The 25,330-nt window shown below is 69.0% G+C and carries 22 protein-coding genes; 11 read left to right on the forward strand and 11 right to left on the reverse strand.

Translation table 11 applies throughout. From position 1 onward, the window contains the following. Window positions 1–290: 290 nt before the first annotated feature. The 3 genes from EBL84_RS05305 (at window position 291) to EBL84_RS05315 (ending at window position 5,324) form a co-directional block, all read left to right on the forward strand. A complete protein-coding gene (locus EBL84_RS05305) occupies window positions 291–1,937 on the forward strand; it encodes a methyl-accepting chemotaxis protein (RefSeq protein WP_123139862.1) in 1,647 nt (548 codons plus the stop codon). A 66-nt stretch (window positions 1,938–2,003) separates the two neighbouring features. Beyond that, the gene (locus tag EBL84_RS05310) at window positions 2,004–2,444 is read left to right on the forward strand and encodes a response regulator (RefSeq protein WP_123139863.1); all 441 of its coding nucleotides are present in this window, start codon (window positions 2,004–2,006) and stop codon (window positions 2,442–2,444) included. Between the two features lie 6 nt (window positions 2,445–2,450). Beyond that, window positions 2,451–5,324, forward strand: coding sequence for an EAL domain-containing protein (locus tag EBL84_RS05315; protein WP_123139864.1), 2,874 nt, complete (start codon window positions 2,451–2,453; stop codon window positions 5,322–5,324). 15 nt (window positions 5,325–5,339) lie between these two features. On the opposite strand, the gene mobB is transcribed toward EBL84_RS05315, so the two are convergent. Next, a complete protein-coding gene (mobB, locus tag EBL84_RS05320) occupies window positions 5,340–5,873 on the reverse strand; it encodes a molybdopterin-guanine dinucleotide biosynthesis protein B (protein ID WP_123139865.1) in 534 nt (177 codons plus the stop codon). A gap of 165 nt (window positions 5,874–6,038) precedes the next feature. Here mobB and ettA point away from each other — a divergent pair, with 165 nt between their 5' ends. The 3 genes from ettA (at window position 6,039) to EBL84_RS05335 (ending at window position 9,363) form a co-directional block, all read left to right on the forward strand. Continuing rightward, the gene (gene ettA, locus EBL84_RS05325; protein WP_123139866.1) at window positions 6,039–7,706 is read left to right on the forward strand and encodes an energy-dependent translational throttle protein EttA; all 1,668 of its coding nucleotides are present in this window, start codon (window positions 6,039–6,041) and stop codon (window positions 7,704–7,706) included. Window positions 7,707–7,804: 98 nt separating this feature from the next. Then, window positions 7,805–8,683 carry an ATP-binding protein gene (locus EBL84_RS05330; protein WP_123139867.1) on the forward strand — a complete coding sequence of 293 codons (879 nt, stop codon included), beginning with the start codon at window positions 7,805–7,807 and terminating at the stop codon, window positions 8,681–8,683. A gap of 68 nt (window positions 8,684–8,751) precedes the next feature. Beyond that, complete coding sequence (locus EBL84_RS05335; RefSeq protein WP_123139868.1) at window positions 8,752–9,363, forward strand: hypothetical protein; 612 nt, start codon at window positions 8,752–8,754, stop codon at window positions 9,361–9,363. Window positions 9,364–9,409: 46 nt separating this feature from the next. On the opposite strand, the gene EBL84_RS05340 is transcribed toward EBL84_RS05335, so the two are convergent. The 3 genes from EBL84_RS05340 to EBL84_RS05350 are packed head-to-tail and all read right to left on the reverse strand — an operon-like array spanning window position 9,410 to window position 12,105. Continuing rightward, entirely contained in the window at window positions 9,410–10,420 is a 1,011-nt protein-coding gene (locus EBL84_RS05340) for a S49 family peptidase (protein ID WP_123139869.1), read from the reverse strand. A gap of 21 nt (window positions 10,421–10,441) precedes the next feature. Beyond that, entirely contained in the window at window positions 10,442–11,107 is a 666-nt protein-coding gene (locus tag EBL84_RS05345; protein WP_123139870.1) for an HAD-IA family hydrolase, read from the reverse strand. Continuing rightward, entirely contained in the window at window positions 11,104–12,105 is a 1,002-nt protein-coding gene (locus EBL84_RS05350) for an RluA family pseudouridine synthase (RefSeq protein WP_190287892.1), read from the reverse strand. Before EBL84_RS05350 ends, EBL84_RS05345 begins: the two co-directional genes overlap by 4 nt. A gap of 582 nt (window positions 12,106–12,687) precedes the next feature. On the opposite strand from EBL84_RS05350, the gene EBL84_RS05355 reads away from it, so the two are divergent. The 4 genes from EBL84_RS05355 (at window position 12,688) to EBL84_RS05370 (ending at window position 19,105) form a co-directional block, all read left to right on the forward strand. Beyond that, the gene (locus EBL84_RS05355; protein WP_123139871.1) at window positions 12,688–15,813 is read left to right on the forward strand and encodes an Rne/Rng family ribonuclease; all 3,126 of its coding nucleotides are present in this window, start codon (window positions 12,688–12,690) and stop codon (window positions 15,811–15,813) included. Between the two features lie 145 nt (window positions 15,814–15,958). Next, window positions 15,959–17,188 (forward strand): sulfotransferase, encoded by a 1,230-nt coding sequence (locus EBL84_RS05360; RefSeq protein WP_123139872.1) that lies wholly within the window; start codon window positions 15,959–15,961, stop codon window positions 17,186–17,188. After that, window positions 17,182–18,348 (forward strand): glycosyltransferase, encoded by a 1,167-nt coding sequence (locus tag EBL84_RS05365; protein WP_123139873.1) that lies wholly within the window; start codon window positions 17,182–17,184, stop codon window positions 18,346–18,348. Before EBL84_RS05360 ends, EBL84_RS05365 begins: the two co-directional genes overlap by 7 nt. A gap of 28 nt (window positions 18,349–18,376) precedes the next feature. Continuing rightward, on the forward strand, window positions 18,377–19,105 hold the full coding sequence (locus EBL84_RS05370) for a DUF2334 domain-containing protein (protein WP_255420154.1): 729 nt from the start codon (window positions 18,377–18,379) through the stop codon (window positions 19,103–19,105). On the opposite strand, the gene EBL84_RS05375 is transcribed toward EBL84_RS05370, so the two are convergent. After that, window positions 19,086–19,574, reverse strand: a complete 489-nt coding sequence (locus EBL84_RS05375) for a low molecular weight protein-tyrosine-phosphatase (protein ID WP_123139875.1) — start codon at window positions 19,572–19,574, stop codon at window positions 19,086–19,088. The genes EBL84_RS05370 and EBL84_RS05375 overlap by 20 nt on opposite strands. A gap of 62 nt (window positions 19,575–19,636) precedes the next feature. Beyond that, complete coding sequence (locus EBL84_RS05380) at window positions 19,637–20,020, reverse strand: hypothetical protein (RefSeq protein ID WP_132230373.1); 384 nt, start codon at window positions 20,018–20,020, stop codon at window positions 19,637–19,639. Window positions 20,021–20,184: 164 nt separating this feature from the next. On the opposite strand from EBL84_RS05380, the gene EBL84_RS05385 reads away from it, so the two are divergent. Then, window positions 20,185–20,505 (forward strand): hypothetical protein, encoded by a 321-nt coding sequence (locus tag EBL84_RS05385; protein WP_005224395.1) that lies wholly within the window; start codon window positions 20,185–20,187, stop codon window positions 20,503–20,505. Window positions 20,506–20,515: 10 nt separating this feature from the next. Here EBL84_RS05385 and kdsB read toward each other — a convergent pair whose 3' ends face one another. The 5 genes from kdsB to EBL84_RS05410 are packed head-to-tail and all read right to left on the reverse strand — an operon-like array spanning window position 20,516 to window position 25,103. After that, on the reverse strand, window positions 20,516–21,286 hold the full coding sequence (gene kdsB, locus EBL84_RS05390; protein WP_123139877.1) for a 3-deoxy-manno-octulosonate cytidylyltransferase: 771 nt from the start codon (window positions 21,284–21,286) through the stop codon (window positions 20,516–20,518). Continuing rightward, window positions 21,279–22,271 (reverse strand): tetraacyldisaccharide 4'-kinase, encoded by a 993-nt coding sequence (gene lpxK, locus EBL84_RS05395; RefSeq protein WP_123139878.1) that lies wholly within the window; start codon window positions 22,269–22,271, stop codon window positions 21,279–21,281. The genes kdsB and lpxK overlap by 8 nt, the downstream gene beginning before the upstream one ends. Next, a complete protein-coding gene (gene msbA, locus EBL84_RS05400) occupies window positions 22,271–24,052 on the reverse strand; it encodes a lipid A export permease/ATP-binding protein MsbA (RefSeq protein ID WP_123139879.1) in 1,782 nt (593 codons plus the stop codon). The genes lpxK and msbA overlap by 1 nt, the downstream gene beginning before the upstream one ends. Next, window positions 24,049–24,477, reverse strand: coding sequence for a biopolymer transporter ExbD (locus tag EBL84_RS05405; RefSeq protein ID WP_123139880.1), 429 nt, complete (start codon window positions 24,475–24,477; stop codon window positions 24,049–24,051). The genes msbA and EBL84_RS05405 overlap by 4 nt, the downstream gene beginning before the upstream one ends. Next, window positions 24,474–25,103 carry a MotA/TolQ/ExbB proton channel family protein gene (locus tag EBL84_RS05410; protein ID WP_123139881.1) on the reverse strand — a complete coding sequence of 210 codons (630 nt, stop codon included), beginning with the start codon at window positions 25,101–25,103 and terminating at the stop codon, window positions 24,474–24,476. Before EBL84_RS05410 ends, EBL84_RS05405 begins: the two co-directional genes overlap by 4 nt. Window positions 25,104–25,330 lie beyond the last annotated feature (227 nt).

Consider the following 25,330-nt stretch of genomic DNA (forward strand, 5'->3'; position numbering starts at 1 on the left):
GATGACGCCCCGACCATGAGTGCGGCGCCGCCCCGTCGACGAAGCATCAGATCGGTCAAGGGCGCTGAGGAATTTCGGTGAAGCTGTCGACATCCGCCGATGATTTCCCGAACGGGAACGATTGATTAAAGCATCACCTGCGTCCATTCCTAAGGCAGGGCACGAGACGGCGAGGGTGTCGGCAGACAGGTCGGCCGACGACCACGGCGCCTTGCAACGATTATCCCGCCAGTGATTCCTACACTGACGAAAAAGCATAGCAACGCACGCAAGACGACAGAGGTGCAGGCATGAAGCTGATGCGGTCACTCACCATCCGGCAGCGTCTATGGATGCTCTCGGCCCTGGTGCTGTTCGGGATCATCGCCGGGGTCGCGCTCGCACTGTTTGAGGTGAGGTCGATCCTGGTGCAGGAGAAGTTCACCCAGGTCCAGAAACTGGTCGAGACCGCGCAGGGCGTCGTCGAGCACTACCAGGGACTCGCCGAGGCCGGTGAACTCCCCCGTGCCGAGGCCGAACGCAGCGCGCTCGAGGCCCTGCGCACGATGCGCTATGACGGTAACAACTATTTCTGGGTGCGTGATCGCCGCGGCTTCATGCTGATGCACCCGATCAAGCCCGAACTGGTCGGCAACGACGGACGCCAGCAGACCGACGCCAACGGCAAACGCTTCGTCGCCGAGCTGCTCGACCAGGTCGAGCGCGATGGTCGCGGCTCGGTCCAGTACGTCTGGCCCAAGCCGGGCTCGGACCGCCCCGAACCCAAGCTCACCTTCTCGCAGCGCGACCCGACCTGGGGCTGGATCATCTCCAGCGGGATCTACATCGACGACATCGACACCGCCTTCTGGCGTCACGCCACGCTGATGGGGGGGCTGGGCACGACCATGCTGCTCCTGGTCATGGCCTTGATCGCGCTGACCTCGCGCTCGATCACCATTCCGATCGGCGAGGCGGCGCGGGCGATGCACCGGATCGCCAAGGGCGATGGCGACCTCACCCAGCGCCTCGACACCAGTGGGCGCGACGAGATCACCGACATGGCGGCAGGCTTCAACGAGTTCGCCGACAAGACCGAGCGCACCATCGGCGCGGTCGCCCGTGCCACCGAACAGATCGCCGCCGCCGCCGAGCAGCTCTCGACCATCACCCAGTCGAACAACGACGGCATCGAACGCCAGCGTGGCGCGATCCAACAGGTGGCCACCGCGGTCACCGAGATGACCGCCACCATCAAGGAGATCGCCAAGAGCGCCGAGGACGCAGCAGCCTCGGCCTTCAGCGCCGACGACAGCGCCCGCCAGGGTGGCGAGACGGTCGACAAGGTGCAAGCGTCCAACCAGACGCTCACCCAGGAGATCGCCCAGGCCGCCGATGCGGTACGCCGCTTCAGCGAGGAGAGCGTCTCGATCGGCGGCGTGCTCGACGTGATCCGCGCCATCGCCGAGCAGACCAACCTGCTCGCACTCAACGCCGCGATCGAGGCGGCACGCGCCGGCGAACAGGGCCGCGGCTTCGCCGTGGTCGCAGACGAGGTCCACACCCTCGCCAGCCGTACCCAGGCCTCGACCACCGAGATCCAACAGATGATCCAGAACCTGCGCGCGGTCGCCCAGGAGGCGGTCACCGCCATCGACCGCAGCGAACATCTCACCGGCGAGACGCTGGAGCAGGCCGGCCAGGCGCACGAGGCGATCGCCGAGATCGGCGGTGCCATCACCACCATCCGCGACATGAACACCCATGTCGCCAGCGCCGCCGAGGAGCAGGCGGCGGCGGCCTCAGAGATCGATCGCAGCGTAGTCAAGATCTCCGACTTCTCGGAAGAGTCGGCCGACAACGCCCAACACACCGCCGCCGCCAGCCAGGAACTGGCACAACTGAGCGAGACGCTGCGCCAGCTCATCGGCCAGTTCAAGTTCGGCGCCAGCGGCTGAGCGGTATACAGTAGCGGCTCGACCGAGCCGGCCACCCCCAGCCGGCGCACCGCAACGGAGGAGGCCATGCAAGAACAGACACTCTCGGTCCTGCTGGTCGAGGACGATCCGGCACACGCCGAGATCACCCGACGCGGACTCGAGTCCAATGCACTACCGGCCCGGCTGGAGCATGTCGAGGACGGTCAGGCCGCGCTCGACTACCTGTTCCGTCAGGGCCGCTTCAGCGACCCCGAGAGCAGCCCACGTCCCAACCTCATCCTCCTCGACCTGCGTCTGCCCAAGGTCGAGGGGCTCGAGGTGCTGCGTCGGATCAAGGCCGACGATCAGCTCCGGCGCATCCCGGTGGTGGTCCTGACCACCTCGGCGGCTGACCCCGATGTCCAGGGCGCCTATTCCAACCAGGCCAGCAGCTATCTGGTGAAGCCGGCCGACTACGAGGCCTTCGCCCGGCTGTTCGACTCGCTCGGGCACTACTGGCTGGCCTGGAACCGCTATCCCTGTTGACGCCCTATGCCCCCAACACCGATCTCCGTGCTGATCGTCGAGGACGACCCGGCGCATGCCGAGGCGGTCGCACGCGCGCTCGAGGACAGTGAGCAGTTCGCCGATCCACGCGTGGCCCAGACCCTGGCCGAGGCCCTGCAGGCGATCGCACAGCAGCCACCGGATGCGGTAGTCGCCGACCTCAACCTGGTCGACGGCAAAGCCTACGAGCTGCTCCCCGGCGCGGTGCAAGAGATCCGCTATCCGGTGCTGGTGATGACCAGCCAGGGCGACGAGCAGATGGCGGTACAGGCGATGAAGGCCGGCGCACTCGACTATGTGGTCAAGTCGCCCGAGACCTTCACCCAGATGCCCCGCCTGCTCGAACGGGCGCTGCGCGAATACGGCCACATCACCGAGCGCGCCCGCGCCCAGGAGGCACTGCGCGCCTCGGAGCGGCGCATGACCGACATCATCAACTTCCTCCCCGACGCCACCTTCGCCATCGACACCCAGGGCCGGGTGATCGTCTGGAACCTCGCCGTCGAGCGCATGACCGGGATCCCCAGTCAGCAGATCATCGGCCAAGGCGACCAGGCCTATGCCAAGGCCTTCTACGGCGAGCGCCGCGCGCTGCTGGTCGACCTCATCCTCGCCCCCGACGACCACCACCCCGAGCACTATCAAAACCTCCAGCGCCTGGAAGGCGACCAGCTCACCGCCGAGGTCTTCAACACCCATATCGGCCAGAGTCAGGGGATCTATCTGCGCTCGGTGGCCTCGCCGCTGCGCGACGGCGCGGGCGTCATCGTCGGTGCCATCGAGTCGGTGCGCGACATCACCGAACCCAAGCGCGCGCAACAGGAACTGCTGCGCGCCTATGGCGAGAGCCGCGCCATCACCGAGGCGGTACGCGACACCCTCTACATGGTCGATCTCGAAGGCCGGCTGCTGTGGTGGAACAAGCGCGTCGAGGCCGAGACCGGATATACGGCCGAGGCCCTGCGCCAGCTGCCGATCGAACGGCTGTTCGTCGACACCGACGCCCCCAGGCTCAGACGCGCCATCCAGGCCGCGCTCGAACAGGGCTATTGCGAACTCGAAGGACGCGCCCGGACCGTCAATGGGATTCGCAGCTATCGCTACAACGGCGTCCCGGTGCGCGACAAGCAGGGAGCGGTGATCGGTATCGCCGGCGTCGGCCAGGACATCACCGAGCGGCTGCGCGACCAGGAGCGATTGCGGCTGGCCGCTGCGGTACTCGACAACACCCATGAAGGGATCATGGTCTCGAACGCCAGAGGCGATCGGCTGGTGGCGGTCAATCAGGCGTTCACCGAGATCAGCGGCTATGGCGAGGACGAGGCCCTGGGACGCGCGCCGAACCTGTTGAAGTCAGGCCGACACGAACGTCAGTTCTACCAAGCGATGTGGGCCTCGATCCTGCAGACCGGACACTGGCAGGGCGAGATCTGGAACCGTCGGCGCAACGGCGAGATCTTCCCCGCCTGGCTCACCATCAGCCGGGTGCGTGACGAGCGCGGCGCCACCACCAACTATGTCGGGATCTTCTCCGACATCAGCCAAGTCAAGCAGTCCGAGGCCCGGCTCGAACACCTCGCCCACTACGACGCACTCACCGACCTGCCCAACCGCCTGCTGCTGCTCTCGCGCCTGGAACACGCCATCCACCGCGCCGAGCGCGAGCGCAGCAAGGTCGCGGTGCTGTTCATCGACCTTGACCGCTTCAAGAACGTCAACGACAGCCTCGGCCACCCGGTCGGCGACGAACTGCTGCAGGCCGTCGCCGCGCGGATGCGCGCGCGCATCCGCGCCGAGGACACCCTGGCGCGGCTCGGCGGCGACGAGTTCGTGCTGTTGCTCGAGTCGATCGAGCGCCCCGACGAGGCCGGCAACCTCGCCCAGCAGATCATCGATCTGATGGCCGAGCCCTTCCGTCTCTCCGGCGGACGCGAGATCTATCTCGGCGCCAGCATCGGCATCAGCCTCTATCCGGAAAACGGCACTGATACCACCCAACTGCTGCGCAACGCCGACACCGTGATGTACCAGGCCAAGGCGCAGGGGCGCAATACCTACCGCTACTACACCGAGTCGCTCACCCGCGCCGCCAACGCCCGGCTCTCGCTCGAGTCACGCCTCAGGCGCGCGCTCGAACGCGAGGAGCTGGTACTCCACTACCAGCCCCAGGTCGACATGCACACCACCCGGCTCACCGGGATCGAGGCACTGGTGCGCTGGGAGACCCCGGACGGCGAGCTGATCCCACCCGACCGCTTCATCCCCCTGGCCGAGGAGACCGGGCTGATCATCCCGCTCGGCGCCTGGGTGCTGGCCACCGCCTGTCGCCAGCTCCAGGACTGGATCGACGCCGGCGCCCCGCCGCTGACCCTGGCGGTCAACATCTCCAGTCACCAGTTCGCCCAGCCCGACCTGGCGCTTCATGTCGATCGCGAGCTGACCGCCTCCGGTCTCTCCCCCGAACGCCTGGAGCTGGAGCTCACCGAGAGCACCATCATGCAGCACAATCGACGCGGGATGGAGATCCTCGAGGCGCTGCGCGCGCTCGGCATCGCGCTCTCGATCGACGACTTCGGCACCGGCTACTCCTCGCTGGCCTATCTCAAACGGTTGCCGATCGACAAGCTCAAGATCGACAAGAGCTTCGTCCAGGGCATCCCCGAGGACCGCAACGATGCCGAGATCGCCGCGACCATCATCGCCATGGCACGCAACCTCAACCTGCGGGTGCTCGCCGAGGGCGTCGAGACCGAGGCCCAGCGCGACTTCCTGCGTCAGGCCGGCTGCGACGCCTACCAGGGCTATCTGTTCAGCCGTCCACTGCCGACCGCCGAGTTCGCGCGTCAGTACCTGCGCTGACCCGACCTGCCCCGATCACCGCTCCCCCAGCCCGGCCAACCACTCGAGCACGAACCCGGCGATTGCCTCCGGGTCGTCGAGCGCGAGCCGGGGCGGCGCCGGGGCGGTCAGCGATGGCCGGTCGCTGGCCACGGCGATGATCGCCGGGTCCTCGGGATAGAGCGGCGCGAGTCCGAGCGCGCTGCGATGGACCTCGATCTTGGCATAGTCGGCATGCTTGAAACCCTCGACCAACACCAGGTCGAGACCGCTCGGATCGAGCCGCGCGAGCAGGGTGTCGAGATCGGGATCGGCGTCCGCCTCCGGAGTCTCGACCATCAGCGCCCAGCGCCGGCGCGAGGCCACCAGCACCTGCTCGGCGCCGGCCGCGCGCAGCTCGAAGCTGTCCTTGCCGGGATGATCGACGTCGAAGCGGTGATGAGCGTGCTTGAGACAGCCCACCCGCAGCCCGCGCGCGCGCAGCAGCGGCAACAGCCGACACAGCAGGGTGGTCTTGCCGCTGCCGCTGGGGGCGACGAAGCCGAGTACCGGCGGGGTTGCTACTGCCATCGCGTTCACTCCTCGGGACAGCGGTCGCGAGCGGTCGTCTGCGCTTGGACTTTTCCCGGGTGCCAGCGCAGAATGAGTGCCTCGTCCGGGGCGCAACACCTCAGCCCGGGCGCCCCACCGCGCCCGGACCATCACCCGACTCTCGACAACGACCGCAAGGACCTCATGGCTCAGTACATTTACACGATGAACCGGGTCGGCAAGATCGTGCCGCCCAAGCGTACCATCCTGCGTGACATCTCCCTGTCCTTCTTCCCCGGCGCCAAGATCGGCGTGCTCGGCCTCAACGGCGCGGGCAAATCGACCCTGCTCAAGATCATGGCCGGGCTCGACACCGAGATCGAGGGCGAGGCGCGTCCGCAGCCGGGGATCAAGGTCGGCTATCTGCCCCAGGAACCCCAGCTCGACCCCGACAAGGACGTGCGCGGCAACGTCGAGGAGGCGCTCGCCCACATCAAGCAGGCGAGCGAGCGTCTCGAGGCGGTCTATGCCGCCTATGCCGAGCCCGACGCCGACTTCGACGCCCTCGCCCAGGAGCAGGCCGAGCTCGAGAACCTGCTCGAGGCCAGCGGCGGTCACAACCTCGACCACACCCTCGAGGTCGCCGCCGAGGCGCTGCGCCTGCCGCCCTGGGATGCCGACGTCACCAAGCTCTCCGGCGGCGAGCGCCGCCGCGTGGCGCTGTGCCGGCTGTTGCTGTCGAGCCCCGACATGCTGCTGCTCGACGAGCCGACCAACCACCTCGACGCCGAGTCGATCGCCTGGCTCGAGCGCTTCCTCCACGACTACCCCGGCACCGTGGTCGCGGTCACCCACGATCGCTACTTCCTCGACAACGTCGCCGGCTGGATCCTCGAGCTCGACCGCGGTCACGGCATCCCCTGGGAGGGCAACTACTCGAGCTGGCTGGAGCAGAAGGAGAAGCGTCTGGAGCTCGAGCAGAAGCAGGAGCAGGCGCGCATCAAGACCATGAAGCAGGAGCTCGAGTGGGTGCGCAGCAACCCCAAGGGCCGTCACGCCAAGAGCAAGGCGCGTCTGGCCCGCTTCGAGGAGCTGCAGTCGCAGGAGTTCCAGTCGCGCAACGAGACCAACGAGATCTACATCCCGCCGGGCCCGCGTCTCGGCGACCTGGTGGTCGAGGCCGAGGGCCTGCGCAAGGGCTACGGCGACCGGCTGCTCTACGAGAACCTCTCGTTCAACCTGCCCAAGGGCGGCATCGTCGGTGTGATCGGTCCCAACGGCGCGGGCAAGACCACGCTGTTTCGCATCCTCACCGGCCAGGAACAGGCCGACTCGGGCACCCTGCGCGTCGGCGAGACGGTCGACATCGCCTGCGTCGACCAGAGCCGCGACACCCTCGACGACAGCAAGACGGTGTGGGAGGAGATCTCCAACGGCGCCGACAACATCGTCGTCGGTCGCTACGAGATGCCCTCGCGCGCCTACTGCAGCCGCTTCAACTTCAAGGGCTCCGACCAGCAAAAGCGCATCGGCGACCTCTCCGGCGGTGAGCGCAATCGCGTCCACCTGGCCAAGCTGCTCAAGCGCGGCGGCAACCTGTTGCTGCTCGACGAACCGACCAACGACCTCGACGTCGAGACCCTGCGCGCGCTCGAAGAGGCACTGCTCACCTTCCCCGGCTGCGCCGTGGTGATCAGCCACGACCGCTGGTTCCTCGACCGTATCGCCACCCACATCCTCGCCTTCGAGGGTGACTCGCAGGTGACCTGGTTCGAGGGCAACTACGCCGACTACGAGGCCGACCGTCACCGCCGACTCGGCACCGACGCCGACCAGCCTCACCGCATCAAGTACCGCAAGCTCTCGGCCTGACCCGCCCCGGCGCCGCCACAACGGCGCCGGTCGTCCGGGCAGATCCGACCCCGGGCGCCCGCCCACCCGGGCGGGCGTCGCACACCCCAGGAATGCCCATGTCCGAACTCGAACACCTCTTCGCCCGTGCCGAGACCCTGATCGACCGTCTCGAGCGGGTGCTCGTCCCCCACACCCCGACACCCGACTGGTCGGCCCACGCCTACCTCTGGCGCCGGCGCGGCGACCACGGCGGCGAGTTGCAGGCATTGCCCGCGCCGCACCGGCTCGCGCTCGACGACCTGCTCTGCCTGGAGCGGCAGAAGCAGGAGATCCTGCGCAACACCGAGCAGTTCCTCGCCGGGCGCAGCGCCAACAATGTGCTGCTGTGGGGCTCGCGCGGCACCGGCAAGTCATCGCTGGTCAAGGCCGTGTTCAATGCGCTGCGCGAACAGGGCCTGCGGCTGATCGAGGTCGACCGTGACGACCTGCTGCAGCTGCCCGACATCCTCGCGCTGATCCGCGATCGCCCCGAGCGCTTCATCCTGTTCTGCGACGACCTCTCCTTCGAGCCCGGCGAGTCGAGCTACAAGGCGCTCAAGGCCGCGCTCGACGGCTCGATCGCCGCCACCCCCGAGAACCTGCTGATCTACGCCACCTCCAACCGCCGCCACCTGCTGCCCGAGTTCCACTCCGAGAACCGCGAGGCGCGGGTGGTCGACGGCGAGCTGCACCAGGGCGAATCGGTCGAGGAGAAGATCTCGCTGTCCGATCGCTTCGGACTGTGGGTCTCCTTCCACCCCTTCAGCCAGACGCAGTACCTGGCGGTGGTGCGCCACTGGCTGGAACGGTTGGAGCACGCTGGGTTGAACGAGGACTGGCCCGAGATCGAACGCGCCGCACTGCAATGGGCGCTGCGCCGCGGCTCGCGCAGCGGGCGCACCGCCTGGCAGTTCGCGCGCGACTGGGCCGGGCGGATGCGAACGGGCGAGGTCTGACGGAGGGCTGCCGACGACACGGGTTCGGTGGATAATCGGGTGGCGAAACACGCCATGGAGACCATCGCATGAAACAAACCAGCCCGCTGTACGCCGCCCTCCTCGCCCTCGGCCTGCCCCTGACGGCGAGTGCCGCCGCCGACCCGGTGATCGAGCAGATCGAGGCGGCCGAGACGGCCTACGAGGACGGCGCCCTGCGCGGGGCCATCGGTCACCTCGAGGCGGCCATCGCCGAGGTCCAGGAGAAGATCAGCGCGGGCCTGCTCGAACTGCTGCCCGAGCCGCTCTCCGGCTGGCAGGCCGATGAGGCGGTGGCCGAGTCCGGCGGCATGGCGAGCATGATCACCGGTACCCACCTGAGCCGTCGCTACTATCGCGAGGACGGCAGCGACGTGACGCTCAGCCTGATGGCCGACTCGCCGATGATGCCGATGCTGACCATGGCGCTGTCGATGCCGATGATGATGCAGGGCAACCCCGAGCTCAAACCCTATGCCCTCGCCGGCCATCGCGGCATGGTCGAACACGCCTCCGGCACGCGCGACTACGAGATCACCCTGATGGTCGGCAGTCGGCTGGTGGTCCAGGCCCAGGGGACGGGGCTGGATGACAAGGGCGCGCTCGAGGACTATCTCAAGCAGCTCGACTTCGATGCGATCGAGGAGGCGCTGGGCAACTGATCGCGGTCTGCCCCGGCGACGCGCGGTGCGCGTCGCCGGGGTGGTCTCAGCGCAGCACCCCGGCGTCGAGCCCGCCGAACAGGGCGCCGAGCGCCCCGGCCATGCCGCCACCGAGCCGCTCGGCGAAGGAGTCGAGCAGGTCGCGCTTCTGGGTGTAGTCGACCACGGTCTCGGTGCCGAGCTGCTCGCGCGCCACCGTCCCGGCGCTCGCCAGACCATCGATCAGGCCCAGCTCGAGCGCTTGCTCGCCACTCCAGAACAGCCCGCTGAAGAGTTCGTCGCCGCCCTGGAGACGATCGCCACGGCCTTCCCGGACCTCGGCGATGAACTGCTGGTGCAGGGTATCGAGCACCCCCTGGATGAAGACGCGCTGCGACTCGGGCAGCGGCGAGAAGGGATCGAGAATACCCTTGTTGGCGCCGGCGGTGAGCAGCCGGCGCTCGATGCCGAGGTCGGCGAGCAGGCGATCGAGCCCGAAGCTGCCGATGCGTACCCCGATCGAGCCGACCAGGCTGGCCTTGTCGGCATAGATGGCATCGGCGCCGACGGCGATGTAATAGCCCCCCGAGGCGCAGAGATCGGCGGCCACTGCGTACACCGGCAGGTCGTCGCCATCATGGGCCTCGCGATATTTCGCCTTGAGCCGAGCGATCTCGTCGTTGATGTAACCGGCCTGCACCGGACTGCCGCCGGGGCTGTTGATACGCAGGATCACCCCCTCGACCTTGTCGTTGTCGAAGGCCTTGCGCAGCGCCCCGACCACCCGATCGGCGCTGGCGTCACTGTCGGCGGCGATCACCCCGTCGATCTCGATCAGCGCCGCGTGCGGCTCGGTCAGCTCCATGCGCCGATCCCAGTCGCGCACCGAGGCGGCCACCACCAGCCCCACCAGATAGAGCAGGATCAACAGCTTGAGCACCAGCCCCCAGCGCCGCGCGCGGCGGCGCTCACGCATGTAGTCGAGCGCCAGATGGTTGATCAGCGCCCGCTCCCAGCCGGGCTGGTCGGGGTCGGGCATCGGCGGCTTGCGCCAGCGTTTCCAGAATCGCCACTGCATGGTCTCGGTCTCCGTCCTGCTTCAGATCTCGGTCATCGCACGCGCGGCCAGCCACTCCGGGATCGCGCTCACCGCGTCCAGACAGTCCAGCGGCTGGTGCGCGCGCAGTCGCTCCGGGGGGTGAACCCCGTAGCTCACGGCCAACCCCGCCACCCCGGCGTTGCGCGCCATCTGCATGTCGAACTCGGTATCACCGATCATCAGCGTCTCGGCGGCACTGGCACCGAGCTCGTCCATCAGCTCCAGGAGCATCTGCGGGTGGGGCTTGGAGAAGGTCTCGTCGGCGCAACGGGTGGCATGGAAGAAACCGCCCAGCCCGGTCTCGCGCAGCGCCTTGTCGAGCCCGGCGCGACTCTTGCCGGTGGCCACCGCCAGCCGACAGCCGCGCTCGGTCAGCGTCGAGAGCACCTCGGCGGCGCCCGCGAACAACGCCGAGGCGTTCGGCGTGGCACCGAGGAAGCGACGCCGATAGGCGAGGATCAGCGCCTCATAGACCTCGGGCTCGGCCCCCGGCAGCAACTCCCGCGTGCCCCGCTCCAGGCTCAGCCCGATGATCTCGCGCGCCGCCTCGCGCGGCGGCGGCTCCAGGCCCAGCTCGACGAAGGCACGCTGCATGCATTCGACGATATGCGCCTCGGAATCCATCAGGGTGCCGTCCCAGTCGAACACGATCAGCTCGAAACTCACGCGATCTCCTCCAGTGCGTCCAGCAGCCGCTGCAGCGTCTCCGGCAGCGGCGCCTCGACGTGCAGCGGCCGACTCATGTATTCGGCGCGAAAACTCAGCGCCGCGGCGTGCAGGAACAAGCGATCGAGCCCGAGCGCCTTGAGTTCCCGGTTCCAGTCATCGTCGCCGTATTTGGGGTCGCCGGCGAGCGGTGCGCCGAGATGGGCGGCATGGACGCGGATCTGATGGGTGCGGCCGGTGACCAGGGTGGCCTCGACCAGGGTCGCCACCCGCGACCCGGCGCGCAAGCGCCGCAGCCGGCGGAAGCGGGTGCGCGAGGCCTTGCCCTCGACCGGATCGACGCTGACCATGCGCTCGCCGCCGCGCAGCACGTTCTTGCGCAGCGGCGCGTCGACGGTCATCTCGGCGCGCGGCAGCTCGCCGCCGATCAACGCCAGATAGCGCTTCTCGATACCATCCTCGCGCATCATCCGGTGCAGCTCGCGCAGCGCGCTGCGCCGCTTGGTCACCACCAGGCAACCGGAGGTGTCGCGATCGAGCCGGTGCACCAGCTCGAGCTCGCGCCCGGGATGGAGCTGGCGCAGCGATTCGATCAGCCCGAAGCTCAGTCCGCTGCCGCCGTGCACCGCCAGCCCCGAGGGCTTGTCGATCACCAGCAGCCGGTTGTCCTCGTAGAGCACCGCGCCCTCGAGCCGCGCCAGCCAGCCCTCGGGCGCGCGCGCCGGGGCGCGCTGCTCGGGCAGACGCAGCGGCGGGATGCGCACCATGTCCCCGGCGCGCAGCCGATGGCTGGCCTTGACCCGCCCCTTGTTCACCCGCACCTCTCCACGACGGAGTATGCGATAGAGATGGCTGCGCGGAACGCCCTTGATGAAACGGAGCAGGAAGTTATCGATACGCTGTCCGTCGGACTCGGCATCGACGCGGACCAGACGCGGCCCGGTATCCGCACCGCCCTTGGCGGACGCGGGATCTGGATGGGAATCTGGTGGACTCAAAGGGGATAGCCTTGCCTTGTTGGCTCAATTGATGCTAATAGTCTTCGCTGCTACCATGAATCGCTTGCGCTGGCCTGTGGAATATCGATCATTCCGGGAGCGGCGAGCGCAGCCGAAGGTTGGTCCGCGCCCACTCGAAACCGGCCGGGACGACGCCTTCGCGCCGGAAGCCGTCTTTCGACATCTTAGCCACGCCTGCCCGAGGGCAGCATTGGGTATCGCGCGCGGACTCGAGCAGCGAGCAATCGCGCATTCTACACCCTCTGCGTTCCGCGCGCCGTGCGCCAAGGCAGGCCAACGCATCCGGCACCACCCTCGCCGCTCCGAACACCTCCCCCTCCGCATGGACGGGGACAAGAACCCGCGGGCGCCCGCCAGCGCCCGTCAACGATAGTTCATGCGCGCGTGCCCGTTCCGGGTCCCGTCTGGAGGCGACCGAACGGACAGTGCTGATGCCGTCGGATCCTTGCTCACCGTGGGACGAACGGCAACGCGCCGAGCCGCCCCCAGGTCAGCCACCGGGGGTCCGCGGCGAACCGTCCCCCATGACGGGACACGCGCCGTGGTGAGAGAAGGAACAACATGAAAAGAATGCTGATCAACGCAACTCAGCCGGAAGAGTTGCGCGTCGCGACCGTCGACGGTCAACTGCTCTACAACCTCGACATCGAATCCCCCGGCCGGGAACTGAAGAAGGCCAACATCTACAAGGGCACCATCACCCGCGTCGAGCCCAGCCTCGAGGCCGCCTTCGTCGACTATGGCGCCGAGCGCCACGGCTTCCTCCCACTCAAAGAGATCGCCCGCGCCTATTTCGAGCCCGACTCGGTCAAGCCCGGCTCGCGCATCAACATCAAGGAGGCGGTACGCGAGGGCCGCGAGGTGGTGGTGCAGATCGACAAGGAGGAGCGCGGCAACAAGGGCGCGGCGCTCACCACCTTCATCTCGCTGGCCGGGCGCTATCTGGTGCTGATGCCCAACAACCCGCGCGCCGGCGGGGTGTCGCGCCGCATCGAGGGCCAGGACCGCAGCGAGCTGCGCGACGCCATGAGCCAGCTCGAGATCCCCGAGGACATGGGGCTGATCGTGCGCACCGCCGGCGTCGGCAAGAGCGTCGAGGAATTGCAGTGGGATCTCGACTACCTGCTGCAGCTGTGGAAGGCGATCGAGACCTCCGGCGAGCAGCGCAAGGCGCCCTTCCTGATCTATCAGGAGAGCGATGTCATCATCCGCTCGATCCGCGACTATCTGCGCGCCGACATCGGCGAGATCGTCATCGACGACGCCGCCGTCTACGAACGCGCCGAAACCTTCATCCGTCAGGTGATGCCGCAGAACATCAAGAAACTGCGCCGCTACGACGACGAGGTGCCGCTGTTCACCCGCTACCAGATCGAGACCCAGATCGAGTCGGCCTTCCAACGTGAGGTGCGCCTGCCCTCGGGCGGCTCGATCGTGATCGACCACGGCGAGGCGCTCACCGCCATCGACATCAACTCGGCGCGCGCCACCAAGGGCGCCGACATCGAGGAGACGGCGCTCAACACCAACCTCGAGGCGGCCGACGAGATCGCTCGCCAGCTGCGCCTGCGCGACCTCGGCGGCTTGTTCGTGATCGACTTCATCGACATGACCCCGCCGAAGAACCAGCGCGAGGTCGAGAACCGGCTGCGCGAGGCGCTCAAGCAGGATCGCGCCCGCGTCCAGGTGGCGCGGATCTCGCGCTTCGGGCTGCTGGAGATGTCGCGCCAGCGACTGCGTCCCTCGCTCGGCGAATCGAGCCAGCAGGTCTGCCCGCGCTGCAAGGGTCAGGGCACCATCCGCGGGGTCGACTCGCTGGGCCTGTCGATCCTGCGGATAATCGAAGAGGAGGCGATGAAGGACAACACCCAGCGCATCCTCGCCCACCTGCCGGTCAGCGTCGCCACCTTCCTGCTCAACGAGAAACGCCGCACCATCGTCGACATCGAGCAGCGCCAGGAGGTCGAGATCCTGCTGGTCCCGAACGAACACCTGCTCACCCCCGACTACCAGATCGAGCGCATCCGCACCCAGGATGTCACCAAGCAGGACGAGGGCCGACAGAGCTACGAGATCGCCGCGGCCCCGCCCGAGCCGGAGGCCGAGTCGCGCTATACCCGACTGACCGCGCCACCGCGTATCGAGGAGCCGGCGGTCAAGCAGGTCACCCCCGCCACCCCGGTGCCGCAGCAGCGCCCGAACCCGCAGCGGACGACGCCCAAGACCCCGGCCGGACTTCAGGAGCCCGAGCGCAGCGAGCCCGAGAGCCTGATCAAACGGATCTGGACCGGGTTGTTTGCACCGCGCCAGATCGAGGCCCCGGCGAGTCCCCAGAGCGAATCTCAACACCACTCCGAGCGCGGCCACGCCAAGCCCCGCGGCGAGGGCGAGGGTGGCAAGTCCCGCGAGCGCAAGCGCAGCACCCCTCCGGAGGGACGCGGCGGCGAAGGCGAGGAGAGCGGCCGCAGCGCGCGCAACGGCGAGGGCCGCAGCCGACGCAGCAGCACACGCAATCGTCCCCGCCGCAACGAGAACGGCGGTCGCGCCGCCAAGGGCAAGGGTGACGACGAGCGCACGCGCGAGCCGCAACAACCCCAGGGTGGTGAATCCAACAAGCCGCAGCGCAGCGATGCCGACGAGGCCCAGGAACAGTCCAGACGCAGCACCGAGGCGAGAACGGAGCGGTCGGCACCGGAGACGGCCAAGGGCAACGGCGAGAACACGACGCCACAACAGGATGGTGCCGGCGAACGACCGCGCTCGACCCGGCGGCGACGCGGCGGACGCAACCGCCGCCGCAGCACCCCCACCAACGGCGGCAACGAGCAGCCCAGCGGCAACGACCGCGAACGCGCACCGACCCAGTCACGCGTCGAGCACAATGCAGCGACGGAGACAGAGGCACCGGCCACCGAGACCCGGCACAAGCCACAGGCGCTCCTGCCCGCGCCCCAGACAGGTGCCGAGGCCAAGCAGTCGGACAGCGACAGACAGTCCGCGAGGGCGAAGTCGGAGCCGTCCCAGGGCCAATCGAGCGCCGCTGCGCCCAAGCCGGAGACTGCCAAGGACAAGTCGACCGCTGCGCCAGCCAAGCCTGAAGCGGGCAAGGACAAGCCGGTCGCCGAGACAGCCAAGCCGGAGTCGGGCAAGGACAAGCCGACTGCCGAGACAGCCAAGCCTGAACCGGGCAAGGACAAGCCGACTGCCGAGACAGCCAAGCCGGAGTCGGGCAAGGACAGGCCGACTGCCGAGACAGCCAAGCCTGAACCGGGCAAGGACAAGCCGACTGCCGAGACAGCCAAGCCTGAACCGGGCAAGGACAAGCCGACTGCCGAGGCAGCCAACTCGGAATCGGGCAAGGACAAGCCGACTGCCGAGGCGCCCAGCGCTGAGACCGCGGCGCCCAGGCCGAAGCCCGCCGGGGAGCAACCCGCGGCGACCTCGAAACCCGAGAGCGGCGAGCACAAGAGCGCCACGGTGAGCAGGTCCGAACCGACCCGCGAGGCGCAGTCTCACTCAGAGACCGCGACGAGTGCGCCCACACCGCCCCCGGAGTCGCGACCACAGACGCCCCCCGCGGCGCCCAAACCCGCCACCGAGGCGCCAGCGGCAGCGCCGGAGCGCGCCCCGCGACCCGCGGCCACCGTCGAGAGCGAGAAACGGATCACGCAGGAAGACGGCGACTGAGGTCGCGATCGTCACCTCGTGCGTGCTAGGGTCCGCCCTGCTGCGGTTACCCTGAACCCGTGCGGGTCGTCATCGGCGACCCGCACGCATGCACCACCGGAGCCCGCAGGCGCACTCGTGGCGGCGCCCGGGCTGAGGACGGACGATGTTCAGACTCTTCATCTCCAGCCAGCTGCACCTCCTCGGGCTCGCCCTGCGCGCCCTCCTCCCCAGGCGCGGCGCCGGCCGGGCGGGTTATCTCCGCCCCCTGCTGATGCTCGGCTTCGTGCCGCTGTTCGCCCTGGTCCAGTTGATCCACTGGCTCGGGCTGGCGCTCGACGAGCTGCTCTACCCCGACTATCGCCGGGTCCAGGTCCGCGAGCCGCTGTTCATCCTCGGCGTACCGCGCAGCGGCACCACCCATCTCCACCGGGTGCTGGCCGAGGATCCCGGTGTCACCACCTTCACCACCTGGGAGTGTCTGTTCGCGCTCTCGATCACCGCCCGCCGCTTCTGGCTCGGCCTCGGCCGACTCGACGCCCGGCTCGGCGCCCCGCTCGCCCGGCTGTTGCGCCGGATCGAGCGCCACGCCTTCGGCGCCCTGGACGCGGTCCACAGCATGCGCCTCGATGACCCCGAGGAGGACTACTTCGCACTGCTGCCGGCGCTCGCCTGCTTCATCCTCATCCTCCCCTTCCCCGACTCGAGCCGGCTGTGGCGGATGGGCAGCTTCGACCGCGACATGCCCGAGCCGCTGCGCAGCCAGCTCCTCGAGCACCATCATCGCTGTCTGCAGCGCCATCTCTACGTCCACGGCACGGACAAGCGACTGCTGTCGAAGAACGCCGCCTTCGCCCCGCTCGCCGGGGCGCTGCGCGCGCGCTATCCCGACGCCCGCTTCGTGGTCTGTCTGCGCGCCCCGCAGGAGACCCTGCCCTCGCAACTGAGCTCGATCGCCGGCGGCGCCAAGCTGTTCGGCGTCGGCGCGGTCGAGCCCGCGTTCGCGCGACGCATGATCGAGCAGCTCGGCTTCTACTACCACAACCTCGAACAGACCCTCGCCGACGTCCCGGTCGAACGCTGCGCCTGGGTGACCATGACGCAGCTGCGCGGGCAGCTCGGCCCGAGCATCGAGACCATCTACAACCAGCTCGGACTCACGCTCGACGCCGACTACCGCGCCCGCCTCCAGCAGCGTCAGCGCCATGCCCGACGCTATCGCAGCGCGCACCAGTACAGCCTCGCGCAGTTCGGACTCGACGCCGAGCGTATCGAACACGAGCTCGGCGCCTGCTATCGTCGTCTGTGTGCGCGTGCCATCGATGATCGGGACGCGCCGCCATCCGCCGCACCCCCGGCACCCACGCGAACCACGGAAACCGCGTTGCCATGTTGAGCACCTCGTGCCCAGACCAGCTCACCGCGCAGTCCGACCCGATCGACGCCTCGGGGCTACGCGTGGCCATCCTCTCCGACGCCGCCCCCGAGCGTAACGGGGTCGGCGCCTACTATCGCGACCTCGCCGATCATCTGCGCGCCGCCGGCGCCCGGGTCGAGTTGATCGCGCCACGCTATCGCCGCGGCAGCTGGCACGGCGGACTGACCTTCCCGCTCCCCGGCGACCCGACCCAGAGGCTGCTGCTGCCCTCCTGGCCGCTGGTCAGCGGCCGACTGCGCCGGCTGCGTCCCAACGCCATCGTCGTCCCCACCCCCGGCCCCTTCGGCATGCTCGGCATGCACCTGGCCGGGCGGCGCGATATCGCCCTGGTGGTCGGCTTCCACACCCACTTCGAGGCGCTCACCGACCTCTTCCCCGAGTGGAGCGGCCTGCGCGCGCGCGTGGCCAACGCCTATCTCGGCACCTGCCACCGCATGCTGTTCCGCCGCAGCCAGCTGGTGCTCGCCAACTCCCACGAGATGGTCGAGGTGGCACGACGCATCGGCGCCGACCGCGCAGCGCTGATGGCCACGCCGATCGCCAAGCGCTTTCTCGACTGCCCGCCGCGACCGGTCGCACCCCGACTCGGGCGGGTCCTGTTCGCCGGTCGACTGGCCCCGGAGAAGAACCTCGAGAGCATCGTCGAGGCCGCACAACGACTCCCCGAGATCGAATTCCTGGTCGCCGGCGACGGGCCGCTGCGCCCCTGGCTCGAGCAACGCTGCGCCGAGTACCCCAACCTCAGACACCTCGGCTGGGTGCGGCGCGGCCAGATCATGGCCCTGCTCGATTCGGTCGACGCCCTGGTGCTGCCCTCCCGGGTCGAATCCTTCGGCACCATCGCGCTCGAGGCGATGGCGCGCGCGCGCACCGTGGTGGTTTCCTCGGCATGCGGTATCCTCAGTTGGGAGTTGCTCGGACGCGGGCTGCACGCGATCGGCGAGGACGAGACGCTCGCCGAGGCACTGGCGCGGGTCCGCGCGCTCGACCCGGCACTGCGCGAGCGCAAGGCGCACCTGGCACGCGCGGCGGCGATCGAGATCAACCGCCGCAACCTTCAACACTGGCTATCGGTACTCTCGGGCGATCATGGACACAGCGTCGACATGCGCGACTGACGACACCACCCCCAGGACCCTGGTCTCGGTGCATGATGTGATGCCCGAGACCCTGCCTCGGGTCGAGCGGCTGCTCGCCCTGCTTGAGGCCGAGCGGGTCTATCCGGTCACCCTGCTGGTGATCCCCGGCGGCGCCTGGGATCGCACCGCCCTCGCGCGGCTACGCCAGTGGCAGCGACGCGGCCACGAGCTGGCCGGACACGGCTGGCACCATTGCGTCGAGCGCTACGGCGGCTGGTATCACCGCCTGCACGCGCGCCTCATCTCGCGTGACGTCGCCGAGCACCTGGCGCTCGATGCCGAGGGCATCGGCGCGCTGATCAGTCGCTGTCACGCCTGGTTCGGCGATCAGGGACTGGACGCGCCCGAACTCTATGTGCCGCCGGCCTGGGCGATGGGCCGGATCGCGCGCTCGGCGCTCGCCGAGCTGCCCTTCGAGCGCTACGAGTACCTCTCCGGGGTGCTCTCGGCCGAGAGCGGACTGTTCGCGCCGGTGCCGATGCTCGGCTACGAGGCCGACACCGCGGCGCGCGCCCGCGCGGTCCGGCTGTGGAACCGCATCAACCGCAGCCGCGCGCGCGCCCGGGGATGGCTGCGCATCGGCATCCACCCACGGGATCTCGAACTGCGTCTGGCCGAATCGCTGCGCCAGGACCTGCGACGCTACCGTCATCACAGCCGCTATGCCGCGCTCACCGAGCGCCGCCCGGACCACGACGAAGGCGACGGCGCCGGGGTCACAGAAAACGTGCGTTGAGATCCTCGAGCAGACCGCGCGCGGCCGCCTCGACCATGTCGAAGACCTGATCGAAGCCGCGCCGACCGCCGTAGTAGGGATCGGGCACCTCGCGCTGCGAATAGTCCGGGGCGAAGTCCATCAACAGCCCCAGGCGCGACTCCAGCCCGGGCGGGCAGAGCGCGGCGAGATGCGCGTAGTTGTCCTGGTCCATCGCCAGCACATAGTCGAAGCGCTCGAAGTCATCGGCGCCGACACACCGAGCGCGCAGGTCGCGGATATCGATGCCACGGGCGCGCGCCGTGTCGCTGGCGCGCTGATCCGGGCGCGCACCGACGTGATAGGCATGGGTGCCGGCCGAGTCGATCTCGACGAGCTGTTCGAGCCCACGGGCGCGCAGCAGTTGACGAAAGACGCCGTGGGCGGTCGGCGAACGACAGATATTGCCCATGCAGACGAACAGAACCCTGGCCTTGATCTCGTGTTTCACCTCGCTACTCCCTCTATCGCTGGCTGACACCGTCCCGATCATAGCAGCGCCCGACGCCGGACTCAGTCGCCGGCACGCTCGCGTCTGAGCCGCTGCGCCTCGCGCTGGCGTGCCTGGGCGGCGCTCTGGCGCTCGAGCCGCAACCGCCAGCCGCCGCTGTCGCGCGCCGGCGCGTCAAGGGACGGGGAAGCGGCGCGCGACTCACGCCGCAGCGACTGCCAGGCGCGCCGCTCGTCCTGGCGCTGCTCGAGCAGCCGCGTGCCCGTCTGCCGGGTCGGCGCCGGGCGGCGACCGGCGGGTGCGCGGGCAGCGCCCTCGAGTCGCAACCAACCGCCGGCACCAGCAGCCTCCGCGGCACCGACCGCGGCGGCATCGGCCCCGACCACGGGCATGGCGAGCGTCCAGATGAAGACGGTGACGAAGGTACGGATGATCGGTGCACTCATGGTCTCGACCTCCAGCGGCCTGTCCGCGTGATTGACCCGCAAGGTCAGGTGCTGGAGTCCGCGACTGGAAAGCTCAACCCGGTGGCGCCATCATCGAGCACAGGGACAGACGCGGCACGGAGGCCGAGAAGACGGCGACAGGCTACACCCACCCGGGAGGCGCGATGCACACCAGACCCACGACCCCACAGGGCAGGCACGACCGCGAGGCGCTGCTGCACCAGGTCCGCACACTGCTCGGGCGCCGCTGTCGGCTGCGCGGCGCCTCCTGGCGACTGATCGACCTGCTCCCCGGCGAGGAGTTGCTGATCCTCGAGTCGGACGACGAGCACGCCGCCGAGATCCAGGCCGACCAGTACGGCCGGCCGCGCCAGCGACGCAATACCCTGCTGCAGGTACCGCTGTTCGACCGTCACCGCTGCCCCTCGGCACCGCTGCGCGAACTGCTCGACACCCTCACCCCGACCCTCGCACGGCGCCACTGAGGGCGACGCGTCAGTCGTCGGCGCTCATCCACGCCTCGGCACGCCCCAGGTCCTCGCGGGTATCGACCCCGGGGCCGGGGGTGCGCTCGGCGATGCCGACATGGATACGCTCGCCGTGCCACAGCACGCGCAGCTGTTCGAGCGACTCGGCGACCTCGAGCGGTGCCGGCGGCCAGGCGAGATAGCGCTCGAGGAACCCGGCGCGATAGGCGTAGAGCCCGATGTGACGGAGGAAGGTCACCGACTCGGGCAGGCTCGCGCGGCTGCCGAGGAACTCGTCGCGATGCCAGGGCAGCGGCGCGCGCGAGAAGTAGAGCGCGAAGCCCTCGACATCGGTCACCACCTTGACCACGTGCGGATCGAACAGCGCCTCGACCCGCCGGATCGGCGAGGCCAGGGTCGCCATCCCCGCCCCTGCGCACCCGGCCAGGTCGCTCGCCACCTGGTCGATCAGCGCCGCCGGCATGCAGGGCTCATCGCCCTGCAGGTTGACCACCACGGTGTCGGCCTCCCAACCACGCGCGGCGATCACCTCGGCCACCCGCTCGGTGCCGCTGCGGTGCTCCGTCGCGGTCAGCTGGGTCGCGGCACCGAGTCCGGCGCAGGCATCGAGGATGCGCGCGTCATCACTCGCCACCACCACCTCGTCGGCGCCGCTGGCGCAGGCCCGCGCCACCACGTGCCGGATCATCGGCTCCCCGGCGATCTCCAGCAGCGGCTTGCCCGGCAGCCTGGAGGAACCGTAACGCGCCGGAATCACCACCTTGAAACCCTTAGCCATGCCTCTTCACCCTTGCCAGTCGAGTCAACAGCCCCGCCAGCGAGTCGGCATCGAACTCGGCCTCGACGGGGACATACCAGTGATCACCGCCACCAAACCGGGCGCACTTGACCGCGTCCTTCTCGGTCATCAGCACCGGCCCCGCGGGCCAGGCCGCGATCTCGGCGGCGGTGAAGTCGTGATGATCGGGATAGGGGCGCGGGTCGAGCACCAGACCGTGCGTCTCGAGCATGGCGAAGAAACGATCGGGATTGCCGATCCCCGCCACCGCACACACCCGCCGGTCCCGGAAGGCCGCCAACGGACGGCTGCGCCCGGACCCATCGAGCGCCAGCGCCGCGCCCGGCACCAGTCGCATCCGCCCCGCCCCCGGCGGCGCCTCACCGCCGTTATGGAGCACCAAATCGACCGCCTCGAGCCGGCGCGGCGGCTCGCGCAGCGGCCCGGCCGGCAGACAGCGGCGGTTGCCCAGCCCACGGCGACCATCGACCACGGCGATCTCGATATCGCGCGCCAGACGGTAGTGCTGCAGCCCGTCGTCGGTGAGCAACAGGTCGCAGTCGCAGCGATCGAGCGCGAAGCGCCCCGCCGCCACCCGATCGGCGCCGACCACCACCGGACAGCCGGCGTGGCGCGCGAGCAGCAGCGGCTCGTCGCCGACCTCCTCGGGGGCATCGCTCGGCGCGACCCGGCGCACCCCGTCCTCGCGCCGGCCATAGCCGCGGGTGAGGACTGCCGGTCGCCAGCCGTGCTCGCGCAGCAGTCGGGCCAGGGCGATCACCGCCGGGGTCTTGCCGGTGCCGCCGACGCTGAGGTTGCCGACCACCACCACCGGCACCGGCAACCGTGTGCTCGCCAGCCAGCCGCGCCGAAAACCCAGCCGCCGCAGCATGGCGAGCGCGCAATAGAGCGCGCCGAGGGGCGCGAGCAGCACGCCGAGCCAGTGCCGGGCGTACCAGACGCGGGCCGGGTCGATCCAGCGCATCAGTCCTCGACCGCGAGACCGTCGTGGAACTGCAGCCGGTGCAGCCGCGCGTAATAGCCGTTGCGCTCGAGCAGCGCCTGATGGCTGCCCTGCTCGACGATCCGTCCGGCATCGAGCACGAGGATGCGGTCGGCGCGCTCGATGGTCGAGAGCCGATGAGCGATCATCAGCGTGGTGCGCTCCTCCATCAGCTCCTGCAGCGCGGCCTGGATGTGGCGCTCGGCCTCGGTGTCGAGCGCCGAGGTCGCCTCGTCGAGGATGAGGATGGGGGCGTCCTTGAGCATCGCGCGGGCGATCGCCAGACGCTGGCGCTGACCGCCCGAGAGCAGCACGCCGCGATCCCCCACCACGGTGTCGAAGCCCTGCGGCAGGGCGCGGATGAACTCCAGCGCGTGCGCGCTCTCGGCGACCTGTTCGAGCCGCTCGCGGCTCGGCGGCTCGGGCTGGCCATAGGCGATGTTGTTGGCGATGGTGTCGTTGAACAGCACCACGTCCTGGGTGACCAGCGAGATCTGACGGCGCAACGAGCCCAGGGTGAGGTCGCGGATCGGCGTGCCGTCGATCAGGATCTCGCCCTCGCTGGGGTCGTAGAAGCGTGGCAACAGGCTGGCGATGGTGCTCTTGCCGCTGCCCGAGCGCCCCACCAGGGCGATCTTCTCGCCCGGGGCGACGATCAGCTCCAGCTCGCGGATCGCCGGCGGCTTGTCCGGGCTGTAGCGATGGGTGACGCCGCGATACTCGATCCGTCCGGCGGCCCGCTCGACCTCGCCGCGCCCGCGGTCGTCCTCCTCCTCGGCGTCGAGCAGCTCGAACAGGCTCTCGGCGGCGATGATGCCGCGCTGCAGATGGGCGTTGACCGAGGTCAGACGCTTGACCGGCGGCAGCAGCAGTGCCATGGCGACGATGAAGGACATGAAGGTGCCGACCGAGATGTTGTCCTGCAGCCCCTGCATGGTCGAGAGATAGACGATCACCGCGATCGCCATCGCCGAGATCAGCTGCACCAGCGGCACGCTCGCCGCCTCGGTGGCGATCATCTTCATCTGCAGCGAACGGGTCTTCTCGTTGATCGCGCCGAAGTGACGCGCCTCGCGCGCCTGACCGCCGAAGGCCTTGACCACCCGATGGCCGTCGATCACCTCCTGGGCGACATGGGTGAGCTCGCCGACACGGTCCTGGATGCGCTTGCTGTGACGGCGAAAGCGCTTGGTCGCGTACTTGATGGCGCCGGCCATCAACGGCCCGATGAGCAGGAAGATCACCGACAGCTCGGCGTCGAGATAGAGCATGTAGGCCATCAGCCCGAGCACGGTGAAGCCGTCGCGCACCAGGGTGGTGACCGCCGAGGTCGCGGCGGTGGCGACGTTCTCGACGTTGTAGGTGAGCTTGGCGAGCAGATGGCCCGAGCCGGTGTTGTCGAAATAGCGCGTCGGTGCGCGCAGCAGGTGCTCGAACATCTCCTGGCGGAGATCGGCCACCACCCGCCGTCCGACCCAGCTCAGACAGTAGTTGTTGACGAAGCCGGCGATACCGCGCCCGAGAAAGAGCGCGACCAGCAGCAGGGGCATCATCTGCACCACGGTCTCGTCGCGCTCGACGAAGCTGCCGTCGATCAGCGGCTGCATCATCGCCGCGAACAGCGGCTCGGTGATCGCAAAGGCGAGCATGCCGACGATGGAGACGGAGAACATCCGCCAGTAGGGGCGGACGTAGCCGAGCAGGCGGCGATAGATGGCGCTCGCCGCAGCGGGCGCCGGGGATGGTGTCTGCGGGTCGCTCATGGCGCCTCCCCGTTGCGGGTCGCGGCGAAGGCGACCTGATTGAGTCCTTGGCGCGCGGTGGCATCAAGCGCGGTCATCACCGCCTGGTGCGGGGTGCGGGCATCGGCCTGGATCAGCACCGGCGCGCTGTCGCGCCCGGCGAGCGCGGCGGCGATCGCGCGACCCAGGGTCGCAGCGTCGGCACCGAGCACCCGTCGCTCGCCGATGAAGAAGACCCCCTCGGCGTCGATCACGATGGTCAGGGTCTCGGGCGGTTCCTCGGCTGGCGCCGCCACCCCCTCGGCCTCGGGCAGCTGCACCCGCAGCCGCGCCTCGTCCTTGAAGCTGGTCGAGACCATGAAGAAGATCAGCAGCAGGAAGACCACGTCGATCAAGGGCGTCAGGTTGATGTCGATCGGGGTCTTGCGCTGGGGTCGGAGGTTCATGCCCCGGCCTCCACGGTATCCTCGCGCTCGCCCTTGATCACCTCGATCAGACGCAGCGACAACTCCTCCATGTCGACCACCAGACGCGAGACGCGGTTGTCGTAGAAGCGATGGAACATCAGCGTCGGGATCGCCACCGAGAGCCCGGCGGCGGTGGTGATCAGCGCCTCGGAGATGCCCCCGGCGAGCACCCCGGGATTGCCCACGCCGGCCTCCATGATCACCGCGAAGACATCGATCATGCCCAGCACGGTGCCGAGCAGGCCGAGCAACGGGGTCACCGCGGCGATGGTGCCCAGGGTGTTGAGAAAGCGCTCCAGCTCGACGACCACCTGGCGACCGGTCTCGGCGATCGCCTCCTTCATCACCTCGCGCGAGTGCATCCGATTGGCCAGACCGGCGGCGAGCATCCGCCCCAGCGGCGAGCCGTAGCGGATCTCCTCGATCTGGGTGTCGGAGAGTTGACCGAGGCGGTAGAGCTGCCAGATCCGCGCCAGCAGCCCCGGCGGCATGATGCGGGCACGGCGCAGCATCCAGGCGCGTTCGATGACGATCGCGGTGGCGACCACGGAGCTGGCGATGATCGGCACCATCAACCAGCCGCCGGCGTACATCAGATCTAGCAAGGGCGAACTCCTCGGCGCGGACTGTGACTGAAGGCCTCGCCCCAAATGGGCCGAGACTGACCCTTCATGATACTCGAAGCCCTCGACCTCCAGCCATCGGGGCATCGGTCGCCAGCCGCCAGCCGCCAGCCGCCAGCCGCCAAGGGATTGAGCCGCGAAGCCACGAAAAGCACAAAGAGGATCAAGTGATCAGTTGCCAGTGACTCGCCGCCCTCGACGACGGCACT

The sequence above is a fragment of the Marichromatium sp. AB31 genome (genome assembly GCF_003718685.1).
GTDB lineage: Bacteria > Pseudomonadota > Gammaproteobacteria > Chromatiales > Chromatiaceae > Marichromatium > Marichromatium gracile.